26 protein-coding genes are annotated in these 24,896 nt (G+C 30.2%); 4 read left to right on the forward strand and 22 right to left on the reverse strand.

All coding sequences use genetic code 11. The features are described 5' to 3' along the window. Positions 1–75 precede the first annotated feature (75 nt). The 15 genes from L1S47_RS12380 to L1S47_RS12450 all read right to left on the reverse strand — a co-directional run bounded on the left by L1S47_RS12380 (position 76) and on the right by L1S47_RS12450 (position 13,467). Entirely contained in the window at positions 76–2,010 is a 1,935-nt protein-coding gene (locus tag L1S47_RS12380; RefSeq protein ID WP_238883843.1) for a Cache 3/Cache 2 fusion domain-containing protein, read from the reverse strand. A 183-nt stretch (positions 2,011–2,193) separates the two neighbouring features. Continuing rightward, positions 2,194–3,246, reverse strand: coding sequence for a sugar ABC transporter substrate-binding protein (locus L1S47_RS12385; RefSeq protein WP_238883844.1), 1,053 nt, complete (start codon positions 3,244–3,246; stop codon positions 2,194–2,196). A 122-nt stretch (positions 3,247–3,368) separates the two neighbouring features. Continuing rightward, on the reverse strand, positions 3,369–3,914 hold the full coding sequence (locus L1S47_RS12390; RefSeq protein ID WP_306796796.1) for a DUF1259 domain-containing protein: 546 nt from the start codon (positions 3,912–3,914) through the stop codon (positions 3,369–3,371). A 162-nt stretch (positions 3,915–4,076) separates the two neighbouring features. Then, entirely contained in the window at positions 4,077–4,823 is a 747-nt protein-coding gene (locus L1S47_RS12395; RefSeq protein ID WP_238883845.1) for a biosynthetic peptidoglycan transglycosylase, read from the reverse strand. 219 nt (positions 4,824–5,042) lie between these two features. Further along, positions 5,043–6,971: an FtsX-like permease family protein gene (locus tag L1S47_RS12400; RefSeq protein WP_238883846.1), complete on the reverse strand. Its 1,929-nt coding sequence runs from the start codon at positions 6,969–6,971 to the stop codon at positions 5,043–5,045. Between the two features lie 29 nt (positions 6,972–7,000). Then, the gene (locus tag L1S47_RS12405; RefSeq protein WP_238883847.1) at positions 7,001–7,762 is read right to left on the reverse strand and encodes an ABC transporter ATP-binding protein; all 762 of its coding nucleotides are present in this window, start codon (positions 7,760–7,762) and stop codon (positions 7,001–7,003) included. Positions 7,763–8,047: 285 nt separating this feature from the next. Next, positions 8,048–8,239 carry a hypothetical protein gene (locus L1S47_RS12410; protein WP_238883848.1) on the reverse strand — a complete coding sequence of 64 codons (192 nt, stop codon included), beginning with the start codon at positions 8,237–8,239 and terminating at the stop codon, positions 8,048–8,050. Positions 8,240–8,296: 57 nt separating this feature from the next. Further along, entirely contained in the window at positions 8,297–9,331 is a 1,035-nt protein-coding gene (locus L1S47_RS12415; protein WP_238883849.1) for a HAMP domain-containing sensor histidine kinase, read from the reverse strand. Then, positions 9,328–10,002, reverse strand: a complete 675-nt coding sequence (locus L1S47_RS12420) for a response regulator transcription factor (RefSeq protein ID WP_238883850.1) — start codon at positions 10,000–10,002, stop codon at positions 9,328–9,330. The genes L1S47_RS12415 and L1S47_RS12420 overlap by 4 nt, the downstream gene beginning before the upstream one ends. A gap of 113 nt (positions 10,003–10,115) precedes the next feature. Next, on the reverse strand, positions 10,116–11,075 hold the full coding sequence (locus tag L1S47_RS12425; RefSeq protein ID WP_238883851.1) for an endonuclease/exonuclease/phosphatase family protein: 960 nt from the start codon (positions 11,073–11,075) through the stop codon (positions 10,116–10,118). 112 nt (positions 11,076–11,187) lie between these two features. Then, a complete protein-coding gene (locus tag L1S47_RS12430) occupies positions 11,188–11,631 on the reverse strand; it encodes a MarR family transcriptional regulator (protein ID WP_238883852.1) in 444 nt (147 codons plus the stop codon). Positions 11,632–11,651: 20 nt separating this feature from the next. Then, positions 11,652–12,428, reverse strand: coding sequence for an EFR1 family ferrodoxin (locus tag L1S47_RS12435; protein ID WP_238883853.1), 777 nt, complete (start codon positions 12,426–12,428; stop codon positions 11,652–11,654). Positions 12,429–12,605: 177 nt separating this feature from the next. Continuing rightward, a complete protein-coding gene (gene rpsU, locus L1S47_RS12440; RefSeq protein ID WP_202768629.1) occupies positions 12,606–12,782 on the reverse strand; it encodes a 30S ribosomal protein S21 in 177 nt (58 codons plus the stop codon). A gap of 276 nt (positions 12,783–13,058) precedes the next feature. Further along, on the reverse strand, positions 13,059–13,250 hold the full coding sequence (locus L1S47_RS12445; protein WP_238883854.1) for a helix-turn-helix transcriptional regulator: 192 nt from the start codon (positions 13,248–13,250) through the stop codon (positions 13,059–13,061). Continuing rightward, positions 13,240–13,467, reverse strand: a complete 228-nt coding sequence (locus tag L1S47_RS12450; protein ID WP_238883855.1) for a hypothetical protein — start codon at positions 13,465–13,467, stop codon at positions 13,240–13,242. Before L1S47_RS12450 ends, L1S47_RS12445 begins: the two co-directional genes overlap by 11 nt. Positions 13,468–13,722: 255 nt before the next feature. Between L1S47_RS12450 and L1S47_RS12455 the strand changes: the two genes are divergently transcribed. Together L1S47_RS12455 and L1S47_RS12460 are read left to right on the forward strand one after the other, a co-directional pair. Next, positions 13,723–14,265, forward strand: a complete 543-nt coding sequence (locus L1S47_RS12455; protein WP_373689078.1) for a Type 1 glutamine amidotransferase-like domain-containing protein — start codon at positions 13,723–13,725, stop codon at positions 14,263–14,265. A 62-nt stretch (positions 14,266–14,327) separates the two neighbouring features. Further along, the gene (locus L1S47_RS12460) at positions 14,328–14,849 is read left to right on the forward strand and encodes a GNAT family N-acetyltransferase (RefSeq protein ID WP_238883856.1); all 522 of its coding nucleotides are present in this window, start codon (positions 14,328–14,330) and stop codon (positions 14,847–14,849) included. 452 nt (positions 14,850–15,301) lie between these two features. Here L1S47_RS12460 and L1S47_RS12465 read toward each other — a convergent pair whose 3' ends face one another. The 5 genes from L1S47_RS12465 to L1S47_RS12485 form a co-directional block, all read right to left on the reverse strand. Beyond that, positions 15,302–15,499 carry a hypothetical protein gene (locus tag L1S47_RS12465; protein WP_238883857.1) on the reverse strand — a complete coding sequence of 66 codons (198 nt, stop codon included), beginning with the start codon at positions 15,497–15,499 and terminating at the stop codon, positions 15,302–15,304. A 133-nt stretch (positions 15,500–15,632) separates the two neighbouring features. Then, positions 15,633–16,115, reverse strand: coding sequence for a flavodoxin (locus L1S47_RS12470; protein ID WP_238883858.1), 483 nt, complete (start codon positions 16,113–16,115; stop codon positions 15,633–15,635). Positions 16,116–16,138: 23 nt separating this feature from the next. Then, complete coding sequence (locus L1S47_RS12475) at positions 16,139–16,930, reverse strand: EFR1 family ferrodoxin (RefSeq protein ID WP_238883859.1); 792 nt, start codon at positions 16,928–16,930, stop codon at positions 16,139–16,141. A gap of 112 nt (positions 16,931–17,042) precedes the next feature. Then, on the reverse strand, positions 17,043–17,618 hold the full coding sequence (locus L1S47_RS12480) for a TetR/AcrR family transcriptional regulator (RefSeq protein WP_238883860.1): 576 nt from the start codon (positions 17,616–17,618) through the stop codon (positions 17,043–17,045). Positions 17,619–17,730: 112 nt separating this feature from the next. Continuing rightward, positions 17,731–17,937 carry a hypothetical protein gene (locus L1S47_RS12485; RefSeq protein ID WP_238883861.1) on the reverse strand — a complete coding sequence of 69 codons (207 nt, stop codon included), beginning with the start codon at positions 17,935–17,937 and terminating at the stop codon, positions 17,731–17,733. A gap of 697 nt (positions 17,938–18,634) precedes the next feature. Here L1S47_RS12485 and L1S47_RS12490 point away from each other — a divergent pair. Continuing rightward, positions 18,635–18,994, forward strand: a complete 360-nt coding sequence (locus L1S47_RS12490; RefSeq protein WP_238883862.1) for a helix-turn-helix domain-containing protein — start codon at positions 18,635–18,637, stop codon at positions 18,992–18,994. Continuing rightward, positions 18,978–21,035 (forward strand): DNA (cytosine-5-)-methyltransferase, encoded by a 2,058-nt coding sequence (gene dcm, locus L1S47_RS20765; RefSeq protein ID WP_373689074.1) that lies wholly within the window; start codon positions 18,978–18,980, stop codon positions 21,033–21,035. Before L1S47_RS12490 ends, dcm begins: the two co-directional genes overlap by 17 nt. Positions 21,036–21,092: 57 nt before the next feature. Here dcm and L1S47_RS12505 read toward each other — a convergent pair whose 3' ends face one another. Both L1S47_RS12505 and L1S47_RS12510 read right to left on the reverse strand, forming a co-directional pair. Beyond that, complete coding sequence (locus tag L1S47_RS12505) at positions 21,093–24,182, reverse strand: hypothetical protein (protein ID WP_238883863.1); 3,090 nt, start codon at positions 24,180–24,182, stop codon at positions 21,093–21,095. A gap of 18 nt (positions 24,183–24,200) precedes the next feature. Continuing rightward, positions 24,201–24,809, reverse strand: a complete 609-nt coding sequence (locus tag L1S47_RS12510; protein ID WP_238883864.1) for a DUF6339 family protein — start codon at positions 24,807–24,809, stop codon at positions 24,201–24,203. Positions 24,810–24,896 lie beyond the last annotated feature (87 nt).

Below are 24,896 nucleotides of genomic sequence, written 5' to 3' on the forward strand. Positions count from 1 at the left end.
CATCATTAAATTTTATTATGTCTAAATAAAAGGATGTAATGATTGCACTTTCTACAAACATTACATCCCTATAATTTATTTATAAATATCTGAGAATTCTATTTTAATTTTTTCAACATTTGATTGGTTGTTTAAATCATTATTAACCTTTGTTTTTGGTTCCTCTTTAATAACTTTCGCTGGAATGTATATATTAAACTCTGTTCCTTCTCCAAATTTGCTTTTTACTCCTATTGTTCCTCCATGCATTTCAACTAATGCTCTTACTATAGATAATCCGATTCCACTTCCTTCATGACTTCTGCTTAAAAGTGGATCTATCTGCTTAAATCTTTGGAAAAGTTCAGGAATTCTTTCTTCAGGGATACCTACTCCTGTATCCTTAACTGAAATAATTACATGATCACCCTTATCAAATAGTGATACTTCAATACTATCACCTGGATTAGTAAATTTAGTTGCATTGGAAATTAAATTAAGTAATATTCTCTCAAGCTTTGCTGGGTCAAAGGCCATAATTTTTTCTTCTACATCAGTATCAAATATTATTGTTCTTGACATATTTTGTACATACTCTGCAGTTGATTGAGTTATGTCCTCAACAACTTGTACGATATTTGCATTCATTAATTCTAAACTTACAAAACCAGAATCAATTTTAGTAACATCTATAAGATTGTTTACTAATCTTAATAACCTATAACAATTTTGTTTTATGCTTCCTGTGTAACCTTTTATCTTTTTAATATCTACATCTTCACCACTTTTAATGAATACATCAAATAATTGTGCTGTTGAAAATATAATATTAAGTGGAGTTCTTAATTCATGAGACATATTTGCTATAAATTCAGTTTTTAACTTGTCATACTGAACTGTTTCCTCAAGTAGTCTATTATTTTCTACCAACATATTATTAAAGCTATTCGAAAGAATTCCTATTTCATTTTTACTATTTATATCACATCTTACTGATAGATCTCCTTTTCCAGCTATCTCTACGCAGTCTTTTAGTTTATTTATAGGCTTCACTAAATTATGAGCTATAATTAATGCTATAATTCCGCCTAATATAACTATCCCTAATCCAGTTAATAGTGTGGTCTCATAAATTGATATTGCTGAAGAATTAAGTTCATCATAATTAGCTGAAGTGACTATATACCAATGCCACGGCTCAAAATATTTATAATATCCTACTTTTTTTATTCCATTATATGTATACTCAATTTTCCCACTACTATTTGTATGCATATTTTGTACGAAATCATAACTTTTCACATTTTTACCTTTATCATAAGGGTGAACAATTACATTTCCTTCTGAATCTAATATATATACATAACCAGTTTGTCCTAATTTTATATTGCTTAAGGTTTCCTCTAGATAATCATTTAGAACTTTATTTCCAATACCTATTGCCCCTATAACCTTGTTATCTTTATCAATTAATGGCTTCATTCTTGTTATATATGAATTATTTTGTATAGATATATCACCGATATATTCTTCTTTATTAAGTATTTTTTTATAAGCTAGGGAATCACTAGGTATATAAGTGCCTATTATACTTTTATCTTCTACGGAAATTGTGCTTGAAACTCTAATTAATTTATTATCATGAAGTAGAAATATAGATCCAACTGTACCAGTAGACTGTTTAAGCTTGTCAACTATAGTATTGTCTAAGGATAATCTCTGCTTTCCTGCATATAAAACTGGCAAATTAAATTCCCCAACTTTTACAGTTTCATTATAATCTACTCTCATACCATCTAAATCATTTAAAATAGACATGGCAAAGTTTAAATCCCCATAGGATTTCTCTGTTAGCAAATCATTTCTTACACTAAGAGTTGTACATATTGATTCTGTTAAGCGCTGACTTTTTTCATTTACTTCTGTTAATACTGCCTTTTGGGATCTTTCTGCAATAAGAAATCCTAATACACTTACAGCAAATATAATTAACCCTAAATAGCTAATAATAAGTTTATACTTAATTTTCATAAAGAAAACCTTCTCCTTTGTTTACGAATTATAAAAAATCTAAATTAAAATCAAAATGCCCGCATAATTATATCACACTATTAACTTTTTCGTATATAATTTATCAAACATGAATTTAATCCTTACTAAATAGATATAGGGGCGTTTTGTTTGTACCCTTTTTACAAACAAAACGTCCCCATTCTATACATTTAAGTAGTTACTATACATTCTTTTATAAACATCTTCAAATTTATAAAATCCAGTTCCAAAAACTGCTGTGTTTACATTAGAACTATCTACACTTATTGGTGATAGTAATATAGAAGGTACATCTACCTTACCGTTATTTATTGTGTTTGTTGTTTCTATTGCTTCTCCTCTCATTAATTTTACTGCTGCATTTATTGCTGTCTTGCCTAGTTGCCTTGAATCTTTAAATACAGTCATTGATTGAGTCCCTTCAATTATTCTTCTAATTGCATCTATATCTGCATCTTGCCCTGTTACCGCAACCCTTCCTGCTAAACCTTTTTCCTTTAATGCTTCAATTGCAGCTCCTGCAATAGCATCATTTGGAGCTAATATTGCATTTACTTTATTATTATTTTTAATTAATGAATCTTTTACTATATCATAGGCGTTCTTTGGATCCCAATCATCTACAACCTCATCTGTAACTATTCTTATCTCCCCTCTACTAACTAAAGGCTGTATATATTCCATTGCTCCCCTCTTAAAAGTATTTCCTCCAGAGTCACCAGAAAGAATAATATAATTACCCCTTGGAACCTTTTTGGTTAAATACTTTCCTTGAAGCTCTCCAATAGTTAAATTATCAAAAGCTACATATAAATCTACATCAGCATTTTTTATAAGTTCTTCATAAGAGATTACTTTAATCAGCTTATTATGAGCATCTTTAACTAATTCTGCTTCCTCTTCCGGATCAACTGGCGTTATTATTAATAAATCCACTCCTTCTTTTATTAAATCTTCTACTAGCTCATCTTGTTTCTTTAAATTAAATTCAGAATATACTATCTTTAAGGTAACATAATCTAACTTAGCTTCTTCCTCCATCCCTTCCTTATCTCTAACCCATCTAGCCTCTCTTTGATTAGGCATGGTTACACCTATCTCTTCATGTTCTCTGTACTTACACTCATATAATATCTCTAAATGCTCTATGTTTAAGCTCTCTTTACTAACATACCTAACTAAAATATTTAAATTCTTCGGTATAGATAAATACAAACCTACCACCTTTTTTCAATTACTCAATAATTATCATATTCAACTAATAAGCAAATTGGAACTTATTCCTACAGGTTAACTATAAAAACCGTGCTAGTTTATCTAGCACGGTTAATACTAATCTAACATCTAATTGTTTTTAGAGCTTGAGCTACTTTTCTTGCAAAATCTAATGGACAGTCTATTGATTCAAAATTAACATATACAAGTCTAGGATCATCAAATAACCAACGGCTATTAATTGAAGTAACGATTATACCACATCTTCTAAGAGCACTAACAAAATCATTAACTTCGTTTTGTAGTAAAACCACTTCACCTAGATTTAAGGTTCTTCCATTTCTATCTGGATTCTCATATGAAAATCTTGAGCCGATTGCTAATGGTGAACGAGTTCTTCTTCCAAGTATTTCAACATTTAGGTTCCTTATAAAGCCTACTACACATACTCCATTTTGGTTTACTAAAATATTAGAACCTAATATTGATGCAAATCCTACACACATGCTGCATCTTTTATTGCAAGGGTCAGGATCTCTATTGCATGAGTTACAGTTACTACTAAAATTGTTATTGTTTAAACTGTTGTTATTGCTTTCTATATTGTTAGTGATATTTGCACTATCATTAATACCTGGATCTTCTCCAAAATTAAAATAGTTATCCATACACCCATCTCCTTGTTTATAATTTATAGAGACAATTTCTTGTCTCTATGTAACAAGAGAGTGTTTACTACATAATATTCATAATGATTTAATATGTGCTATCTTTTAAAATAATTTATATTATATGCAAAGAGACGTTTTGGATTCAAAACGTCTCTATTACTATTTTAATCTTATCTGTTTATTATAAATTTCATTTCCTTCTGACTCACTTATTACCTTGCTATCCACCATACTTTGTATTACTTGCTTTTGCCTTTCTCTAGCCAGTATATAGTTATTATATGGATCATAATTGCTCGGAGCATTAGGAAGTCCTGCAAGCATAGTAAGTTCTCCTGAATTTAATTGTGACGGTTCCCTACCAAAGTAGTTCTCTGAAGCCATATATAATCCATAAGCTCCATGTCCAAAATAAACTACATTGGAATATAATGCTAAGGTTTCTTCCTTGTTTATTGTGTCATACACTCCAATTGCATAAATTCCCTCAAGTAGTTTCCACTGTAATTGCTTTGTTCTGCTACTTAAAAGAGTATTATGAACTAACTGCTGAGTTATTGTAGAGCCCCCTTGAACAAGTTCACCACTTTTTACATCCACATATATTGCTCTAGCTATCCCTTTTGGGTCAACACCTGGATTCGTTAAGAAACTTCTATCTTCAGTAGCTATTAATGCTTTCTTATACATTTCAGGTATTTCATTATAGCTTAAATACTTACTATTATTTTCTTCCAAGCTAGTACTTACATTAGTACGTATCTTATCATCAATCTTGTTTATGTTAGTAAAATAAAACTTCAGTCCAAACCATCCTATGCATAAAACTACAAGTATAAAAATAAGGAATTTAAATAAAGTTAGCAGGCAGCCTCTTTTTTTACGTCTCTTTTTATCCTTTGCCATAAGTCTTCCCCCCGTCATTATTATAGGGTTTTAAGTTCAACTATTAGCTTATTCATGCCTGAATCAAAGTTGCCAGAAACCGCAACTTTTTAATGTCCAGATACCGACATTTTCTTTTCAAACAAGTATAAGTTAAGCTTCCTATAAAAAGCCCTATAAGCCATCTTACATTCCACAAACCCCTTACTTTATTATCGTAATTTTACCAATTTTCTTATCTTATGCATATCTTTTTGAGTTAATAATATCATAGTAAGAATTTACAGTTAAGAAATAATAAATCATGTAAATAATTGTGTAGGCACCTATTGTTATGATTATAGGTAATGTTAAATTCATTCTTGTAATCTTTGATAAAAGAGTTGATGCCACTAAGCTATGAATTATTCCCACTCCTAATGGAAGGGCAAAAATCATAAAGATTTGTTTACTTATAGATGCTTTAATTTCTTTGCTTGTAACTCCTATCTTTTTAAGAATTTCATATCTATTTTTATCATCATTAGCCTCTGATAATTGTTTAAAGAAGATTATGCTTCCAGTAGCAACTAAGAATACAAGACCTAGAAATGCTCCGATAAAAATTATAAGCCCTGAATAAGTAAGTCCTGCTCTATAATCCTCATAATATGCAGAATAATTATAATAGCTTCCATCTGATTTAGGAAGTTTATTATTGATTAAGCTTATAAACTCATTAGTAAGTTCTTCGCTATCTTTTTTATTATCAGTAATATATCCCTTTATTCTATATAGATTGTCTTTTGCGTAATACTTATTATAAACCCCGTCTTTTACAACAACTACTCTCCTAATCATTCCTGTGTTTACAAGAGAATAATCTTTATAGTCTTTAACCTTTAGAGTCTGCTTTTGATTATTAGTGTCTATATTAATTGTCTTACCTGCATAATTATTTTTTGTAGTAAAATTTAAGATTTCATCGTAAATTACAACTTCATCATCACTATTTAGCTCTACCTTATCCTTTAATCCACGGACACTTGCAACTTTATTATAGTTACTTTCTGATATTAAATAAAAGTTAGAAGCCTGATCTGCATCTACCCATAGACCATGGACTTTAGCAAAATTCATATCTACAGATGAAAGTATTTTATTTTTAGGATACTTTGAAATTATATCTTCTACATTTTTATCTAAAGATGTGTTATTGCTTGCAAATGCATAAGTAAAGGCATGATTTTTTTGTAAGTTTACTGTAAGGTCATAATAGAAACTTGAAGATACCTCCATAGCAGTTAAGGTTGCTGCACTTAATACTGCAATTATTGCTAAGGTTCTAGCACTTCCTTTAATTCTATATAAAAGCTGAGATGTTCCTACCATGTTTATGCCACTATAGTATCTTCTCTTATTTTTCTTTGATAGCTTAATAACTAAGAGTGTTAAGGAAGAAAAAAGTAAGAAGGTTCCTATTACTGTAAGTATTAAGGTTACAGGTATAGCAATGACACTTAAAGTTAGTGGTCCTTTTGTATATAATAAATAACCTGCAGCTATAAATAAAATAGCTAATACTGATCTAATTAAGGATGCCTTTGGTTCCCTTTCACCTTCATTTTCAGCCTTGAAAAGTTCTATAAGCTTAAATTTATATATAAGTCTATAGCCGTTAATTGAAGTTAGGAGGAACAATATTGAAAATATTATAGCAGTATTTATAACAGCCTTAATAGGTATCATAAATGAAATACTTGCAGAAAAGCCCATAAGTTTAATAAGTAACATTATAAATAGCTTAGAAAGTAACCCTCCAACAAGAATACCAGCAACAAGGGCAAGTATACCCATTACAATATTTTCATAGAAAAGCATTCTTCCTATTTCTTTTTTTCTAATTCCAAGTAAAGAATAAAGCGCAACTTCCTTCTTTCTTTTTCTAATGAAGAAAGAATTAGAATACCAAATGAATATGGAAACAAATACTGCAACAACTATAGCTGCAGCTTTAAATACTGCTGAAAAATTCACTGAAGATCCTACAGCCTCTTGAACCTTCGTGTTATATTGAATTGATGTAAAAGTAAAGTAAATCATTATACTAAATATCATAGATACAAAGTATAAAAAGTAGTTGTAAAAATTTCTTTTTATATTTTTAAAGGCAATATCAAATAAGCCCATCAATTTCTCACTCCTTTTAAGTATGTTTATTACATATCTGTTAATCCGCCGCCTAAGGTCTTAAGTACATCTAAGATCTTTTGGAAGAATTCTTTTCTAGATCCTCCCCTTGCGATCTCTGTGAATAATAAACCATCCTTGATAAAGATTATTCTCTTGCAATAACTAGCTGCAAAGGCATCATGCGTTACCATCATAATAGTAGCTTTATTATTTTCATTTAAATCACTTAAGGCTTGAAGAAGCTCAGTTGATGACTTAGAATCTAATGCACCAGTAGGTTCATCAGCTAAGATTAAAGCTGGCTTATTTATAATCGCTCTAGCAGCTGCAGTTCTTTGCTTTTGTCCGCCTGAGATTTCATAAGGATACTTATTTAAAATATTATCTATCCCTAAGCTTCTAGCTACTTCCCTAAGTCTATTTTCTATTTCCTTTAAATTAACCTTGGAAAGTGCAAGTGGAAGAACTATATTCTCCTTTACTGTTAAGGTATCTAAAAGATTAAAGTCTTGAAAAATAAAACCTAATTTGTTTCTTCTAAATACAGATAGCTTTTCTTCATTCATCTTTACAATATCTTCTCCGCCTATAGTAACTGTTCCGCTGCTTGGTTTATCAATGGTAGATATAATATTTAAAAGTGTTGTCTTACCTGCACCAGAAGGACCCATAATCCCTACAAATTCACCTTCTTTAATATTTAGATCTATATCATGAAGTGCAGTGTATACATTGCCCCTTGATCCATAAACTTTTTTTAAGCTTTTAGCTGTTAAAACATCATTCATATCTATTCTCCTTTATTTTTTGTTTCGAACTACACTATTATTGTACAAAGTATAGCATATTCAATCCATTTCTCTTCCTTACAAAACATTATTTTAACCTTACGATTTTGTCACATACGGAAGCTCTGAAAAATTAGTCATTCTTTTTCGTGGGCCCCTCGCAGTGACTGCGTGGGGTGTAACGAAATTATAGAATGACTTTTTTCAGAGCGTGGGGTAATACACTAAAACAGGTAGTTCAATCGAACTACCTGTTACTAATCCATATAAAAAATTTTGAACTATTTAAAAAAGCATAATCGCACCAAATATCGGCATAATAATCAAGTATGCACTTATTATTGCCATTATCATATATGATTTAGACTCACCTTCTGGCCTTTTTATTGCATTAACTATTCCAACAATTAGAGTTAATGGAGTTATAAAAATTGTTCCTATCCCTATCAATACAACTAATTTAAATATACCTTCCATACTAACAAATCCCCTTTTATATACCATTATTACCAAGTAATACCATTATGTCATAACTTACTTATCCGAAACCTCATAATAGTCAAATAATCTAGGAAACACAATCGTAACCCTAGTATACTCTCCATACTTTGATTCAATTGTTATATCGTGTCCAAGCTTTCTTGCAAGCTTTTTAGAGAGGTAAAGTCCCATCCCCGTAGACTTATAGTTCTCTCTTCCATTATAGCCTGTAAAGCCTTTATCAAAGACTCTATGAAGGTCTTCTTCTTTTATTCCAATTCCATTATCCTCAATAACTAGTTTTTGAGCCTTTTCTTCTACTAATCCATATATCTTAATCTTTCCACCAATTGACGTATACTTTAGGGAGTTAGCTATTATTTGGTCTACAATAAAAGCTAGCCATTTTTTATCTGTTGTAACTATTAGTTCTGTATTATCAATCTCTATATTTATCTTCTTATTAATAAAGGTCTTTGCCTGTTTTTTAACCCCTTCTTTAACTAGCCTATCAAGCTCAAGCTCATTTATTAGATAGTCTTTTGAAAAGTCATCTATTTTTGAATAATAAAGTGCCTGCTCTATGTAGTTTTCAATTTTATCTAATTCTTCTTCAAGACTATATAAAATTTCTTTACTAGGATTCTTAGCATTATTTTCAATTAATAATCTGCTTGCAGATATAGGCGTTTTTACTTGATGCACCCAAGAAGTTATAAACTCTTCATAATCTTTTTTATGTTCTTGAAGACTTAATATCTTTGAACTTTGTTCATTAAATAAAGCTTTAAGCACATCATGATGAAGAATTTGTTCATGAGTTATAGGAGTCATTATTCTATCCATAATTTCATCACTGTTATTCTCAACAATGCTATTTAAATTTTTATAATAATCTTTAAGTCTTAGATATCCAGCAATTAAATAAATGATAAAGAAGGTTAAGGAAACTAAATTAATATATAGTACATTTTCAATATTTACTTTCTTAGAGCCATCTAAGAAAATTACTAGTGATATAAATAACATAAGCAGAACATAAAAAAGCAATGTAAATTTTCTATCTGCTAAATATTTAGTGAATTTCATAGAATTACATACCCTTGGCCTTTCTTAGTTTGAATATAATTCTTAAGTCCTATATCCTCAAGCTTCTTTCTAAGCCTATTAATATTTACTGTTAAGGTATTATCATCAACAAAGCTTTCATCTTCCCATAGGGCTCTCATTATTTCATCTCTACTTACTATTTCCCCCTTATCCTGCATAAGAGTATAAAGGATTTTAAATTCATTCTTAGTAAGCTCTAATTTTTTATCATTATATATAACCGAACTGTCCTTTAGGTTAAGGACTACTCCCTGATGTTCAATTACACTAGAAAAAGCATTTATATAATCATAAGTCCTTCTTAAAAGGGCATTTACCTTTGCCATAAGCACATCTAACGAAAAAGGCTTTTGAATAAAGTCATCTCCACCCATGTTTACAGCCATTATTATATCCATATTAGTATTTCTAGAGGATATAAAGATTATTGGAACCTTTGATACTTCTCTAATCTTGCCGCACCAATAAAAGCCATCATGAGAGGGAAGATTTATATCCATTAAAACAAGCTGAGGATCGTATTTTACAAAATCATTAAAGGTATCGTTAAAGTTTTCAACTCTATGTCCTTCAAATCCCCATCTTACTATATTTTCTAAGATTATTTCACTCATTTTTTTGTCATCTTCTACAATCATTATTTTAAACATGAGAAAACCTCTTTCTTTCCTAGACTCACAACAATATTATATACTAATAAAAAATAAAGCACAAAAGAGTGCATTGGCAAGTTGCCTTTGCACTCCTCATTATTAAATTAACCCTAACAATTTAATTGCAACCTAGAAAATACTCCTGCATGAGTTGATGGCCACAACCTAGTGCAAGTTCTGTCTTCTTGGGCTTCTCCAACTAATTCATCATTTAATGCATCAAAGCCATTCCTTGTAAATATCAAATCAATTCTTCTACTTAAGCTAGATATAGCATTTAAAACATCGTCGTCTTGGAAAGCTGTAAAGCCATCACCTACGCCACCTACTACCCAAGTATCTTTAAAGCCTAATGTTACAAAAAGCGTGTAGATTGGAGATACTGGAACGCTTGCATTAGCATTAAAATCACCTAAAAGGATAAGTGGAAGATTTGTATTGGCTTGCGCTGATATTAACTCACTAGCTTGAGCAGCTTGTACTTGGGCTGAAAGACGTTCTAGTTGGGTATTAACCAATCTAAACTTTTTGCCTCTTATTAATGCATCAACTGCTACCCATCCTCTCAAGATTGTAAAGGATTGTCCACCTATTTGAGCTTGATAATTCGTTCCATAATTAGCTGCCTGGGTACTAATAATCTCTACATCGCTTTCCCTTCGAACTAAAATTGCATTTCTATCTATTAAACGTACCAAATTTCCAGTGCTTGCAGGAAGTGTAATATCAGAGTTGAAGTTTTGTGCTACCAATCTATACCTTATGCCATGCCTAGCTAATTCACATAGAAGAATATCTACAAAATTATAAACAATCTTATGCGCATTTGGAGGAATAAACTCTACAATAACTGCCTCCTGTAAACCAACTATATCTGGTTTCTTTAGAGCAATTTGGCGAGCTATTGCCTTTGCTCTTTCATGAATATTAGTAGCAAGGAACTGACGATAAACTTCTGTAACTCTTTGTGGCACCTCTTGAGGTGTAGTCGAAAATAAACGGGTTAAGTCAGTGCCATCATAAATATACCAAGTCATAACTGAAAGTCCTATATTTCTCCTTGGATACATAGTTATACCCCCTTTACTCCCTTTATTACCTATATATGCGCTAGCTTTTTATTATGTGAATTAAATTAGGAAAAATAAAAAAGGACAATTAAGTCCTTTTTATTTAAATATATTAATTTGTACTTTTCTTTTTTAATACTAAAATAAGATCTTCTAAAGCTGAAATAATTGCTTCTGTTTTTTGAGGCTCTAAGTCCCCAATTATAGACTCATTAAGTTCGTTCGTAATACTACATACATCGGTACTTTTTAAAAATTCAGATGAAATTCTGAGCTTAACAGTTCTCCTATTCTCTTTAGGTATCTCCCTTATTACAATTTCTTTATTAACAAGTTGATCCACTAACCTAGAAACTGAGCTTTTTGGCAAATCAAGCTTTTCGCTTAGTTCTATTAAAGAGATATCCTTATTATTATATATCTCAAACATAACCATAAATTGAGAAGTTGTTATTCCTAAGTTTTCTGCACTTGATTCAATATGACAGTTTAAGCTTCCCTGAATTACTCTAAGTAAGTTCATTATTTTATGAATACAATTAGTTCCTTTACACATTAAGTACACACCCTTTTTATCTAACGGTTTTGAAATAATTCATTTACCTTTATATCTGGATGATGATATCTTCCTCTTTTCAAAGTATTTTTCTTATATTGAATAGATTTTTGTGGACACCATTGCATGCATGCTAGGCATACTTCACAATTATGCTGCCACTCTGGTTTTCCTTCTACCATTTTAATATTACTTGCAGGACACACCTTTGAGCAAGTACTGCATCCATTACATTGTTCTGTTATCCAAAAGTTTTTATCCATATTATTAGGCTTAAAAGTCTTATATGCTAATCTTCCAAAAGCTATCTTTACTCCACTAATCTTTACTTTAATATGTTGATTTTTCTTTATACTGTCTACTATCTTTAATACTTGTTCATTAGCTGCTTTAAACCGCTCTTCTTGAACTTCTTTTGAGTATGCATCATACATAACTTGATAATTTCCTGGCATTCTTACTGTAAAGCCAGCTGCGAGAGAAGCTCCTTTTTTACTTAGTATATCTTCAATTTGATTTAATGATATTGTTGTCGTTCCACCAAAGGTTGCAATGGCAAAAATATATGCTGATTTATTTACTTCAAGATTTTCTATAAACTTTTTAACCATTAAAGGTACTCCAGTAAAATATACAGGGAATACAAATCCAATCTTATCAGATGAAATATCCTTAGTAATTGAAAGGTTTTCCTTAGTTATCTGTATAAGGGTTGCATCTCCTAATCCTTCTTTTACGGCCTTTGAAACCTTTAAAGAATTACCTGTTCCACTGAAATAATAAATTGTAGTACTCATACTTTCCTCCATAAATTATTAATAATTCCGTTTAAATCGTTCCATTTGGAACTGTTCATTATTAAACAATACTATTATATTATTCTGGAGTCAATATAAGAACAAAAAATAGTAGAATTAAAAAATCCTTAGGAATGATTAATTCCTAAGGATTTTATTAAATAATATCATAATCGGTTATTTAAACTTTCTTTTTCTAGCTGCTTCTGACTTTTTCTTTCTCTTTACGCTAGGTTTTTCATAGTGTTCTCTTTTTCTAACCTCTGAAAGGACTCCAGATTTAGCACAGCTACGTTTAAATCTTGATAACGCTTGCTCTAATGATTCATTTTCTCTCACTCTGATTTCTGACATAATTCCCGCCTCCCTTCAGTTCAAATCATAATACTACCGAAATATATTATATATCGAATTTGTCAAAACGACAATGAAATATTTTACTTTATCTATATTTTTTATATATTTTTTTATTTTAAGCTAATTTATCTGATAATATCATTATAATAATAGTTTGTCTAAATATCAATGATATATACAAAATTGAGATTCCATATTAGATAATATAACCTATAATAGGAAATCTTAGTCATAAAAATAAAATTAAGTTTATTTTAAAACATTACTATATTATTAATCAAGTATAAATAATTGTTCCACTGGTATACCTAAAAATCTTCCTGTCTTAATTGCCAATTCAAGTGTAGGGTTATATTTGTTGTTTTCTATCGCATTAATTGTTTGTCTCGTTACTCCAAGTTCTTGTGCTAATTGATCTTGAGTTAATTTTAGTTGCTTTCTATACTCTCTAACTCTATTCTTCATTTCCCTCGCTTAGTTTCCTTCTATAATATCTGTCAAAGAATATAAGTAACGTGTTTTGAATACAAAACAATGCTAATGCTACACTATGTCTATTACCTCTTGCAAGGTCAATAATAGCCCATACCAATAAAAATGACACTGTAAACCAATATGCAATTTTCAAGCTCTTTAGGGCAATAAATTTATCCATTTCATCTTCTTGTCTAAAAAAACTCATAATTCATACCTCTTCCAAAATGTAAAATACATTTTACATTTGTATATATTAATAATACCAAACTTTTCTTGAAAGTGTCAAGATGTTTTTACATTTCTTAGCTTAATATACCCTATTCTCACCATGATTCATTGTAAGAACTGGAAACAAAATAGTATAATATATATTATATAAAACAACTACTTTCAGATGAATTTGGCAGAATAATGCCTAAAATTTTGTATGTGAAGGGGTATTTAGAAAAAGCAAAAAATAATATTAACCTCAGCTGGATTTGAAAATGCAAAAATTAAGGATAAATTTTTAGAACTTGTTAATAAACCTAGTAATGAAATTATGGCTTTATTTATTCCTACGGCTGCAAATAATGCTGATGCTATTGCCATGCTACCTAAATGTATGAGTGATTTACTTAATTCAAAGATTCCAAAAGAAAATGTACATGTGTATGATTTGCATAAAGAGATGTCACTTGAAGAACTTGTGAAATATGATGTTATTTACTTTTGCGGAGGGAGTACTAGTTATTTGCTAGACAGGATCAATGAAATAAAATTCAATATTCTCCTAAAGGAATATGTTCAAAGGGGAGGGGTTTTTGTTGGTGTCAGTGCAGGAAGTATGATAGCAGCACAAAATCTTCCTAATAATTTAGGATTTATTAATTGTTTGCTTTCTGTTCACTGTGAAGAAGGCTCAAAGATAGGAGAAATAGATACAAGTAATTGCCCTAAGATTAAGCTTACAAATAACCAAGCTATTCTGTTGACTGATGATGGGGCAGAGATTATTGAATAATTTTACAAGAACTATAATGTATTGAATAATAGTAAAATACTAGGATATTAAGGAGATTTTTTATGTCAGATATTATAATTGATTTACTTAAGGAATCAGATACACAAGAACTTTTTAAATTTGAACTTAAAAATAGAGCTTTTTTTGAGAGAGTTGGTTTCCCTAGAGGAGATAACTATTATAAATTAAATAGTTTTAATACAACAATAAAGGAGTTAGTTCAGGAACAAGAGAAAGGATTAGTATATATGTATTTAATAAAGAATCATGATGGAATGATTCTTGGAAGAATAAATTTATTATCGATAGAAAGAGGATGTTTTAATAAGGCTGAACTGGGTTACAGAGTTGGTGAGGAACATCAAGGTAAGGGATATGTAACAAGTGCAGTAAAACTTATTTTAGATGAAGCAGTCAATAACCATGGACTACATAGATTAGAAGCAGGCACATCACCTAATAACATAGGTTCCCAAATAGTATTAATTAAGAATGGCTTTCAATTTGTTGGACGTTATAATAAATATATTTATAAAACTGGAGAATGGTGCGATAGCATTTATTTTGAGAGAATACTTGATTAAATATATGCTGTGAGAAACTGTTGAAAAGCATTCTTCATATATTGAGCATTATAGCCTTAGGATTACTGCAGTAATTTTAAGGCTATAATTTATTCTTTTTATGAATCTATATAATTTATAAACATCGAACATACTAAAAAGCTTAAGCTCATAACCAGCATAATATCCCATTCGATACTTGCAAATGAGCCTTTGCGTATAACTGTGAAAATTATATAAGTTAAATTCATGCTAATAAGGCATATTAAAGTTTTTTTAATTGGGATTTTATTTTTGGATTTCATAGCCTCTCCCCACTTAATAAGCTAACAATATTTATTATATCTGTATATATTTTATAATATAATTATACTTTATTAAAACTTATATAGAAACAAAAAATAACAGAGTACAAAATACATGTAGGTCTGTTATTTTATAATTTATTATTAGTTTTTAAGAATTTCTTATCCTTATTCCTCTCTTTTGGGCGCTTTGGAGTTTAAATATAAAGCAGTCAAAACATATGCTGCACTTCCAAATAACATTATGCTCCAATCAACGTTTGCTAATGATTTTCTAAGTATTAATGATGTAAATAGAAATGTTACGTCAAAAAATATAAGATTTGTGATGATTTTCTTGAAAGGGATTTTCTCTTTTGGGTTCATGTGAATCTCCTTACTTAATAATACTTATTTAATTTGTATTTACTTAATAATAACTATTATACTTCATTAAAGCTGATTGAGAAACAAAAATAACAGCACATAAATATGTTGTCTGTTATTTTATAATTTATTATTAGATTTTAAGGATAGTTTGTACCCACTCTTCTACTTCACTTTTTAAAGACTCTTTATCTTTTAGCTTAGAACTATGAAAATCTTTTGATTCTTTAATATTTGTACCCTTACAATTATTTTTAAATTTCTCAAAGAAACTTCCATGATTTCCTGCATGAGTGCAAAATGGTACCACTGTTTTATTTTCTAAGTTGTGCTCTTTAAGGAAGGTTAAAACAGGTGGGGTAAGTGTATACCACCATATTGGCGAACCTACAAAAATTACATCATAGTCTTCTATATTATCTACATGTTTTTTTAATGTAGGAGTAAAGTCTTTTTTTGTATGTCTTGATCCAAGGGTGGTTGCAGTTACTAAATTATAAGGCTTTTCAAGTTCTAGTTCAAAGGTATCTGCTCCTATAGCATCTTTTATCAAATTTGAAACTTCTTTAGTATGTCCTTGTAAGGAATAATAAATAACTAATACTTTTTTATTCATTTTTAAGCTCCTCTCATATATCTTTATAATTTTAGTTTTTGAATTATTGCTTTATTTGGCTTGGGATAATGGAAGTTTTGATTATAACCCTTTGCATAAATAGCTTTTGTAGGGCATAAATTGTAGCAAGCAAAGCATCCATGACATTTAGATTCATCAAATACTGGGAAACTGTCCATCTTTACTGCATTATATGGGCAATTACTAACGCATTTCTTACATTGAATACAACGCTCATCATTAACCTTTTTACGTCCCATTATAGTTCTCATCATCTTAGGACCAGAAAGCTTAGTTAAAATATTATATTTAAAACTTGCTTCTACCTTTTTCTCATTTACTGTTTCTTTATTTTTAATCTTCTCACAAATATCAGTTAAATCGTTAATAAACATATTAAATTCATCTATTTCTATGGTATTTGGATGATTTATAAATCCATGTGAATGTTTAATTACAGGGGGATAGTTTTCTGGAGTATGTAAAGCATGGTCTATAACCACTTTAAAGCCTTTCTTGCTTATTTCTTCAGCCATATTCTTTGTAGTAGCTCCATTTTCTTGTCCGAAAGTACTAAACACAAAAGCTGGTTTATTTACGAAGGACATATGTTCAATATAGCTCCTTACAAATCTAGCGATACTATATTCATCAGCAAAGCTTGCAAAGCCTACTATGTCATACTTATTTAAATCATAAACTCCCCCTCTCATATCTAATAAATCAAAGTCTACATTTTGAACCTTTCCCTTTATGTACTCACAAGCAAGTTTTGTATTGCCAGTTAATGAAAAATATAAAATTGCACCTTTCATCTAAATCATCCTCCAAAATTTTTATCTTTATTGTTTTATTTATTTTAAGAAAACCAGTGTCCATATTTTCCCTTTAATCGAATGTTCGTTTAATTTTACCCTAAAAAAATTTTTATTTTTTTATTGCATCCCAACTTATTTCTATAATCTGACTAAAAACTTCTTCGCTAAACTCAAAAGTACCTTTAAAATTCTCTTTTGCTAATTGAGTAACTGGGAAATAACAAAAAGTTAATAGTATATCTGGGTGTGCATTCTTTAATAAATTTTGCTTTTTACCTCTCTCTACCATGTCATAAAAAGGTTTAAAAAACTTTAAACTTGCCTCTGAGCATAGCTTCTCAACTAAAGGTGAATTTGAGAACTGTTCAATAAACAGAAATTCTTCCTTGTTGTTCTTAATAAAATCCATCAAATTCCTCATTATAGCTTCAAAGGTTTCCTTTGTTGGATCTGCTTCTGTATCAATATCCCCTATCATTCCGTAACTTAGTTTTTCTTTAACATTAAGATAAATCTTTTTTAACATATCCTCCTTGTTCTCAAAGTAAACGTAGATAGTTGATGGTGATACCCCTGCTCTCTTTGCAATTTTAGACATAGATATTTCTGAGAATCCAATTTCATTAAGAAGTTGGATTGTTGCTTGGAAAATTGATTCACTTTTGTTTTCATCTTTATATCTCATGATTCTATAATAAACGTTCATTCGATTATTGTCAAACTCAATTTTATGATAAAATTGTAAAATTAAAAGGAGTCACGTAAAGGCTCCTTTGTAAGTAATATAGTTATTCAATTTATCTATTTATTGAATCCTTGAAATTTAAAAACATAGCACCTAAAAAATATGCTACACTACCAACTAACATTAGTTCCCACTGAATGCCATCAAATGAGCGTTTAAGCAATACTGATGTTAGTATAAACGCACCATCAAAGATTAAAAGGGTTGAGATGATTTTTTTAGAGGGAGTCTTGGTTTCATGGGAGACTGGGGTTCTCACAATTTATTTGACACTAGTTAGGCAACTTATGAATTTACTTCTTCAAATTCATATGGAGAGATGCCCCAATTAAAAATGCATACTATTAATAAAGTACTACATTTAAATATATTTAAAGATTTCTTTTTGATCTTGTTCATGAGACTTATAATTGGCTTCCTGAATAAGCTCTTATTTTTCTATACAGTGATTCAATTCTCTTATATTCCTATGGATTACCTTTTCTATTTTGCTATGACTAAAGTTATACTTCTTTAACAATATCTATAATACCCCACCATCAAACTGTGATCTTTGATAGTATGGATAATTAACTCTTTTTCAGTGCTCTCTTTTCCTACTATCATGAATTCCTTTCTAGGCCAATACCTTAGTAATTCATATTTACTCTTATTTACTCTTATTTTCTTCAAAAATTTGCTTTATTTCTCTACTTTGCAACTTATTTTAGATAACGATCCTTGGCGGTTTATGGTTTAAATATTTATAATAACCTGATCTTTGTATATTAACTTTTCTTTTAAACATTACATAACTAATCATCCAACTAATTTTTATTTATTATCATAATCATATCTTATATTTACTTATGATCATTTCAAATTGTAGTCAAATGGCTGCATATTGTTTTTTTTTGCATCATATTTGTTGCTTTTTGGCTGCACATATTGTAACATTAATATATGGTGGTGATATAATGTGTGGAATAGGAAATTATATTGAAACTAATCGTAACAAACAAAATATGTCTATTAGAGAGTTGGCTAAGAAGGCTGGCATCAGCCATACTGAAATAAACAAAATCGAAAATGGTACACGACAAAAACCTTCCGCTAAAAATTTAAAATTAATAGCTAAGGCTCTTCAGTTGCCTCAACTTGATTTATTAATTAAAGCCAATTATATATCTGACCTACCTGCCAGTATAAAGTCCATATTTCTAGAATGTTCCGACTTAACTGAGCAAGAAATATTACAGGTTTGCAGATTTATAAAATTTATCAAACGAGAAAGATTTGAAAAATCATCAGAAAGGTTGAATGACAATGATATTTAAACTTGGAGAATTATTCTGTGGTCCCGGGGGGATAGCTTGGGGTGCTACACATGCAGATATTGGTGATAATAATTTTAAAATAGAACATGAATGGGCTAATGACTACGATCATTATACCTGCGAAACATATCGACATAATATTTGTCCTAACAAACCCGAAAGTGTATATCAAGGAGATATACGTGAATTTGATTTATCTTCATTATCCCCTATAGATGCCTTAGCATTTGGTTTTCCTTGTAATGACTATAGCATTGTAGGTGAACAAAAAGGTATGGATGGTACTTATGGGCCTTTATATTCATATGGAGTAAAAGCATTAACTAGATTTCAGCCTAAATGGTTCCTTGCTGAAAATGTTGGTGGTTTAAGAAATGCAAACGAAGGTAACGCTTTTTCAAAAATTCTCACCGAAATGCAAGAAGCAGGTTATACCCTATATCCTCATCTTTACAAATTTGAGGAATATGGCATACCACAAGCACGTCATAGAATTATTATTGTTGGCATACGCAACGACCAGAATGTAGAATTTAAAGTTCCATCACCCGCTCCATATTCAAATATCGATAATACGTGTCGTACTGCAATCGAGCAACCAAGCATTCCTGAAAATGCATTTAACAACGAGCATACACGTCAGTCGCAAGCAGTCATACAACGTCTTGCCCATATAAAACCAGGTGAAAATGCATTCACAGCAGATTTACCAGAAGATTTGAGACTCAACGTTGTTGGTGCAAAAATAAGTCAAATATATAAACGTCTCGATCCAAACAAACCTGCATATACAGTTACAGGAAGTGGTGGTGGTGGAACACACATTTACCATTGGGAAGAACCACGTGCACTTACCAATCGTGAAAGAGCACGTTTACAGACATTTCCAGATGATTATGAATTCATTGGTTCAAAAGAAAATGTAAGAAGGCAAATTGGGATGGCTGTACCTTGCCAAGGTGCAAAAATAATATTTGAAGCTATCTTAAAAACATTTGCTGGCATAGAATACGAAGGAATCGATTGCAATGCAATGGAATATATATTTAACAGTGATCACGATCTAAAATGGCAACTAGATAACGATTTAGAAGAAAATGTTCTAACCATTCCAGCAAAAGAAGGAGCAAATGAACTTTGTATTGTATCAGCATATGCAACTCCAAGTATGGTTGCCTGGCACATTCAAAAATTAAAAGATTTAGAATTAACTCCTATAAAGATTAGATTAATTGTTGGAATGTGTCCTTTTGACGGACTCAGTCTAGTAATGCATAAAGGTTTTCAACACATTAGTGGTGCTTACACCGATTTACCAGATTACTCAACTATCCAATGTCAGTATGTATATCAAAGCCCTCCTGTTCACTCAAAATTATTTGTATGGTTAAAAAATGGTAAGCCATTTAAAGCTTTTTCTGGTTCTGCAAACTATACGCTGAAAGCTTTTAGTCAAGGGTGTGGTGAACTTATGTTGGAATGTGATGCACAACAGGCATATAACTATTTTAATACGATTGAAGGACGTAGTATATACTGTACAAGCAATGAAGTTGAAAATTATATTAGAATTTACAAAGAAAAACCTATTTATAATTATGAGAGTATTGATCATATCAACGATACTTTCTCAAATGGTGTAACGCTATCCTTACTCTCAAATAATGGTCTAGTAGGAAAATCTTCTGGTCTAAATTGGGGACAACGTGACAAAAGAAATCATAATCAGGCGTATATCCCATTACCTATCAGAATAGCTAAAACCGGATTTTTTCCATTAAACAAAAGACATTTTACGATTATTACTGATGACGATGTTAGTATGATACTCAGAGTGGAACAGGCTAACAATAAAGCAATTACTACACCAGAAGACAATTCTGTTCTAGGATTATATTTTAGAAATCGTCTAGGAGTAGATTCTGAAAAACCAATTTCGAAAGAGGATCTATTAACATACGGCCGAACCGATGTGACTTTTTATAAACTTGATGATGAACATTATTTCATGGATTTTTCGCCTAACCAAATAGAAAACTAGCTAAAAAAACACCTCTGTTTCCTATAACATTTTAGAAAACAAAGGTGTTTTATATTCTCATGAGCAAACAACAAATTCATCATTAATATACTTTATATAATCAGAAGAATATAATTCTTTAGGAATAACCTTTACTGTAAGTCCATAAATAATCAAAAATGCAAGAAAATGATTTTCAGATACATGATTAATTCCCTGCTTAATCATCATTTTCGCAATCAATTCAGCATAAGAAGCAACTTTAAATTCTTTTTTTACAAGTATTCCCTTTTGATATCTTCTATCTCTAACTTGCGGTGAAACTATGATATATCCCATATCATAGTTTTCTACTATTGTTGCTAATAAGAATTCATTCCACTCCAAACCTATTTCTGGGAACATATCCCAATCAGACAAATTAACAAGAGAAACTATATCCTCACTACTTAGCAACTCATCCAATTGGTTCTGAATACTCATAATATTTTCTGTAGATAAATAAAATCTATCATTTCTTAAATATAAATCTTTAGAAACCCTAACAAAATCTTTTTCTATATCAGAAAAAACAACACCAGCAGTAACATCAGACCAATTTAACTCTTTAATCAATTTCAAATAATCTTCATGAGAAAAATAATCGTCTATATGCAATAGTTGCAACGCAATAGTTTTAGTATTACAATTTTCAAATATATCATGCAAAGCAATATGTGGTCTTCTAAATGTGTAATAATCTGAAAAATAATAATTTGCTATATAATACACATTTGCAGCACATGTTATAGAATTTTCTTCTATAAAATCCGGCATATTTCTTTTTACCGCTTCATACAACATATTATCACTACAATAGCCATCATGTGTATTCAAAATCGCATCCAAAATTCCTTTTAGTTGCAGTTTTTTTTCTGCATCAATATGAATGTTATAAATACTGTTGTAGTAATTATATTCCCATTGTATCAATTCTGGCTTTGTTTGAATTGCATTAAATATCATTGAATCGGAAAAGCCATTAAGTTTTTCCTTTATATCATTTTTATGTACCGGTTTGTCTGATCCATTAATAATATTTTCAATTCTATCAGAAATACTAATCCCACTAATGCAGTCATTTTTCATAAGATAGTCTCTTGAATACGAATAGTCTTTAGGATAATACAACATCAAAACTCCATGCAAAAAGTTGTAATTTATCACATTACTAGTCATAGTGAGCAATCCTTCAAATTCTGTAAATATTTCAATATAAAATAGTTGTGAATTTGGTGAATTATCTATAAATTCTTTTATCGCCTCAACTGTACTAATATCAATATGGATATTTTCTTCAGCTGTTACCATTCCTCTATCACTTAAGACAAGAAACTCTGATAACCTAGCACTCAAAGCTCGATTTCCAGCCGGAAGTCCCAAATCCCCGAAGTTTTCAAATGCAAGTTGACGTAATCCATCTAAATCCCTTCCATCATATAACTTAATTCCATTCTTAAAATATTTACCTACTAATTTAGAGCACAAATATCCATATGATTGTCTACCTTTTGATGCATAATCTCCGTAAATTCTGTATCCATTTTTTTGTAATAGATTTATAAATTCATTTATCCCTACATATTCAAAACCATGAACTTGTAACAATTCATCTAAATCTTCAAGTTTTTCATAAAGATCAATACCAACTCCTACAAATTCATCCACAAGTTTACACAGTTCCATTTCAGTGTCCTGAGTATCAGAATTTTTTTTAATAAACACATCTGCAAAATCTAAATATTCGAACTCACTACAATTTTTTATGGAATAAACCATTATTTTATCAAAATCATCATTATCATAGATATCTAGTACCTCTTGTACAGTAATATATCTTTTCTCCGAACGTTTCATGACATTATGAACTATTGGCACTATTAAAGGTTTAATTAAGTTTAAAAACTTGGCTGCAATCTGCCTTACCCATTCTCTTGTTACCCCCTGTACATCAGCTATTTCTTGTAGTGTATACCCACTTGCTCTCTTTAAAAATATACTATACGAATTTTCTTCCATACATTCATATAAAACTAATTCAAATACCTCTTCCAAATTGAATTCTAACTTTTCCACAACCTTAACAAAACAGTCAAAGCTTCTCTGCCTCACGTCAGTAAGTACTTCTGTTTGTGTTTTATTAGCTAAATCCTCAATATTTATATACCCTCTTTTTGCAAGTTGGGAAACAATCCTTCTATTCACACCTAATATTTGTAATGTACCAATTGGCAATTCATAATTAGACTTGTCAATTGATGCAAATGGATAAATCTCTACTTTCTCGTGTGAATCTTTAGTAGAATATGTTCCTGACAAAAAACTCATATATCGTTCTTTAATTTTCTGTATCTTTCCAGTTCCAAGCCCTTTCACAGAATTGAGACTTTCAAAATCAAAATTATGCAGTTCTGATATTTTCAACAAATTATTTCTTTCACAGAATTCTACAAACAACATAAAAACATTTTCTGAATACAATTTTGAAATTAGAATTTCTTCTTCTTGATTGCTTTCATCCAATGATTTATACCATCCATTTTCCTTGTTTGTTGAAATATACTGTGTTGTACAATCATTGAGATTTTCTGGAGTCGCCATCACATTACAATCAATCTTTGAGTAATATAATTTTAGTTTTTCATCTATGAATTTCCCTATATTCTTCTTTTCAATCTCGCTCATATTTAAACCAATATCTTCATTGAGTACAAAAACCAAGTCCCCTTGCATATTTTTATTTAAAAACAAAAATCCTTTTGCATTTAATACTTCATAGGGTTGATTTTTAATTACTGTAAAAATATCATAATCTGATGAGTTTTCAATATTTGCAATTCGTTCATCCACATCCTTGTCCGCAATCAATCCTTTTTGTTTCCTTATCGTATAAAATTCTCTAATATCAGAAATCACTAAATTTACAGATGCTTGACCATTTGAGTCCATCTTTTCAATAACATATTTTAGCAACACTAATTTATAGGATCTTTGATATCCTAAAAGACTATCTTGAGGACCCAGATATTTATAAAAGTTATTTTTATTTTCATTTATTAAACTTCCACAAAAAGGACATACCGATGCTTCCATATTATCAAATTCCTTTTCGCAACTAAAACACGTCATAATCGTTATGCCCTTTCTTTAAAAATTTAATTTTGTTTTTATCTTTGAATAAACATCATCATAAGATAAGCAATCCAACACATACGTTCCTCCCAACAAATTCACATACTTAGTAATATTTCTAACCTTCGTACGATCTACTATCAATCCTTCTGATTCTGCATCAATGAGCGCAGAAATCAATGCTTTAACTATAACTGGGTTATTCGAAAAATTTCTTCCAAAAATATTTTCAATAAAATCTTGATCTTTGCAGACAAAAGCAGTAAGTTCGTATGGATCAGTACGCTTTGAATCATATGTTGATTTTCCAATCCACCACAATCTTGCGATTCCATTTCTAAATAGCGAACGCTGAATTGAATAGTTAAAAAAATATCTATTTTCCATATCTCTCTCATTTTTTGTTGTCCATCTGTATTTCATATATTCAGCAAATTCATCCAGTGTATAAGCCGTCCATATTCTCTCATCAGATGCTTGAGATTCTGATAAATGCCTCATATTATTATATACACGTCTAATATTTTCCAAGTCTGTTAGTGATGCTTTTTCTTGCGACATATCTAACTTAAATTCCTCAATTTCAAACGGAGTTTCTTTAATAATTTTATCATCATGAAACATGTCCTGCAATTTCATTTTATTTCTGTCAACAACATTTTTAAAGACACTAGATGTATTGCTTTTGATAGCAATCAGACCTTCTTCACT

Origin of the sequence: Clostridium sp. YIM B02551 (genome assembly GCF_022324735.1) — a bacterium.
In the GTDB taxonomy this organism is placed as follows: Bacteria; Bacillota; Clostridia; order Clostridiales; family Clostridiaceae; genus Clostridium_T; species Clostridium_T paridis.

Excerpts from the sequence above, each read along its gene's own strand:
- L1S47_RS12380 (WP_238883843.1), bottom strand. The coding sequence starts at position 2,010 with ATGAAAATTAAGTATAAACTTATTATTAGCTATTTAGGGTTAATTATA.
- L1S47_RS12390 (WP_306796796.1), bottom strand. The coding sequence starts at position 3,914 with ATGGATAACTATTTTAATTTTGGAGAAGATCCAGGTATTAATGATAGT.
- L1S47_RS12395 (WP_238883845.1), bottom strand. The coding sequence starts at position 4,823 with ATGGCAAAGGATAAAAAGAGACGTAAAAAAAGAGGCTGCCTGCTAACT.
- L1S47_RS12400 (WP_238883846.1), bottom strand. The coding sequence starts at position 6,971 with ATGGGCTTATTTGATATTGCCTTTAAAAATATAAAAAGAAATTTTTAC.
- L1S47_RS12405 (WP_238883847.1), bottom strand. The coding sequence starts at position 7,762 with ATGAATGATGTTTTAACAGCTAAAAGCTTAAAAAAAGTTTATGGATCA.
- L1S47_RS12410 (WP_238883848.1), bottom strand. The coding sequence starts at position 8,239 with ATGGAAGGTATATTTAAATTAGTTGTATTGATAGGGATAGGAACAATT.
- L1S47_RS12415 (WP_238883849.1), bottom strand. The coding sequence starts at position 9,331 with ATGAAATTCACTAAATATTTAGCAGATAGAAAATTTACATTGCTTTTT.
- L1S47_RS12420 (WP_238883850.1), bottom strand. The coding sequence starts at position 10,002 with ATGTTTAAAATAATGATTGTAGAAGATGACAAAAAAATGAGTGAAATA.
- L1S47_RS12425 (WP_238883851.1), bottom strand. The coding sequence starts at position 11,075 with ATGTATCCAAGGAGAAATATAGGACTTTCAGTTATGACTTGGTATATT.
- L1S47_RS12430 (WP_238883852.1), bottom strand. The coding sequence starts at position 11,631 with ATGTGTAAAGGAACTAATTGTATTCATAAAATAATGAACTTACTTAGA.
- L1S47_RS12435 (WP_238883853.1), bottom strand. The coding sequence starts at position 12,428 with ATGAGTACTACAATTTATTATTTCAGTGGAACAGGTAATTCTTTAAAG.
- rpsU (WP_202768629.1), bottom strand. The coding sequence starts at position 12,782 with ATGTCAGAAATCAGAGTGAGAGAAAATGAATCATTAGAGCAAGCGTTA.
- L1S47_RS12445 (WP_238883854.1), bottom strand. The coding sequence starts at position 13,250 with ATGAAGAATAGAGTTAGAGAGTATAGAAAGCAACTAAAATTAACTCAA.
- L1S47_RS12450 (WP_238883855.1), bottom strand. The coding sequence starts at position 13,467 with ATGAGTTTTTTTAGACAAGAAGATGAAATGGATAAATTTATTGCCCTA.
- L1S47_RS12460 (WP_238883856.1), top strand. The coding sequence starts at position 14,328 with ATGTCAGATATTATAATTGATTTACTTAAGGAATCAGATACACAAGAA.
- L1S47_RS12465 (WP_238883857.1), bottom strand. The coding sequence starts at position 15,499 with ATGAACCCAAAAGAGAAAATCCCTTTCAAGAAAATCATCACAAATCTT.
- L1S47_RS12470 (WP_238883858.1), bottom strand. The coding sequence starts at position 16,115 with ATGAATAAAAAAGTATTAGTTATTTATTATTCCTTACAAGGACATACT.
- L1S47_RS12475 (WP_238883859.1), bottom strand. The coding sequence starts at position 16,930 with ATGAAAGGTGCAATTTTATATTTTTCATTAACTGGCAATACAAAACTT.
- L1S47_RS12480 (WP_238883860.1), bottom strand. The coding sequence starts at position 17,618 with ATGAGATATAAAGATGAAAACAAAAGTGAATCAATTTTCCAAGCAACA.
- L1S47_RS12490 (WP_238883862.1), top strand. The coding sequence starts at position 18,635 with ATGTGTGGAATAGGAAATTATATTGAAACTAATCGTAACAAACAAAAT.
- dcm (WP_373689074.1), top strand. The coding sequence starts at position 18,978 with ATGACAATGATATTTAAACTTGGAGAATTATTCTGTGGTCCCGGGGGG.
- L1S47_RS12505 (WP_238883863.1), bottom strand. The coding sequence starts at position 24,182 with ATGACGTGTTTTAGTTGCGAAAAGGAATTTGATAATATGGAAGCATCG.
- L1S47_RS12510 (WP_238883864.1), bottom strand. The coding sequence starts at position 24,809 with ATGTTTCATGATGATAAAATTATTAAAGAAACTCCGTTTGAAATTGAG.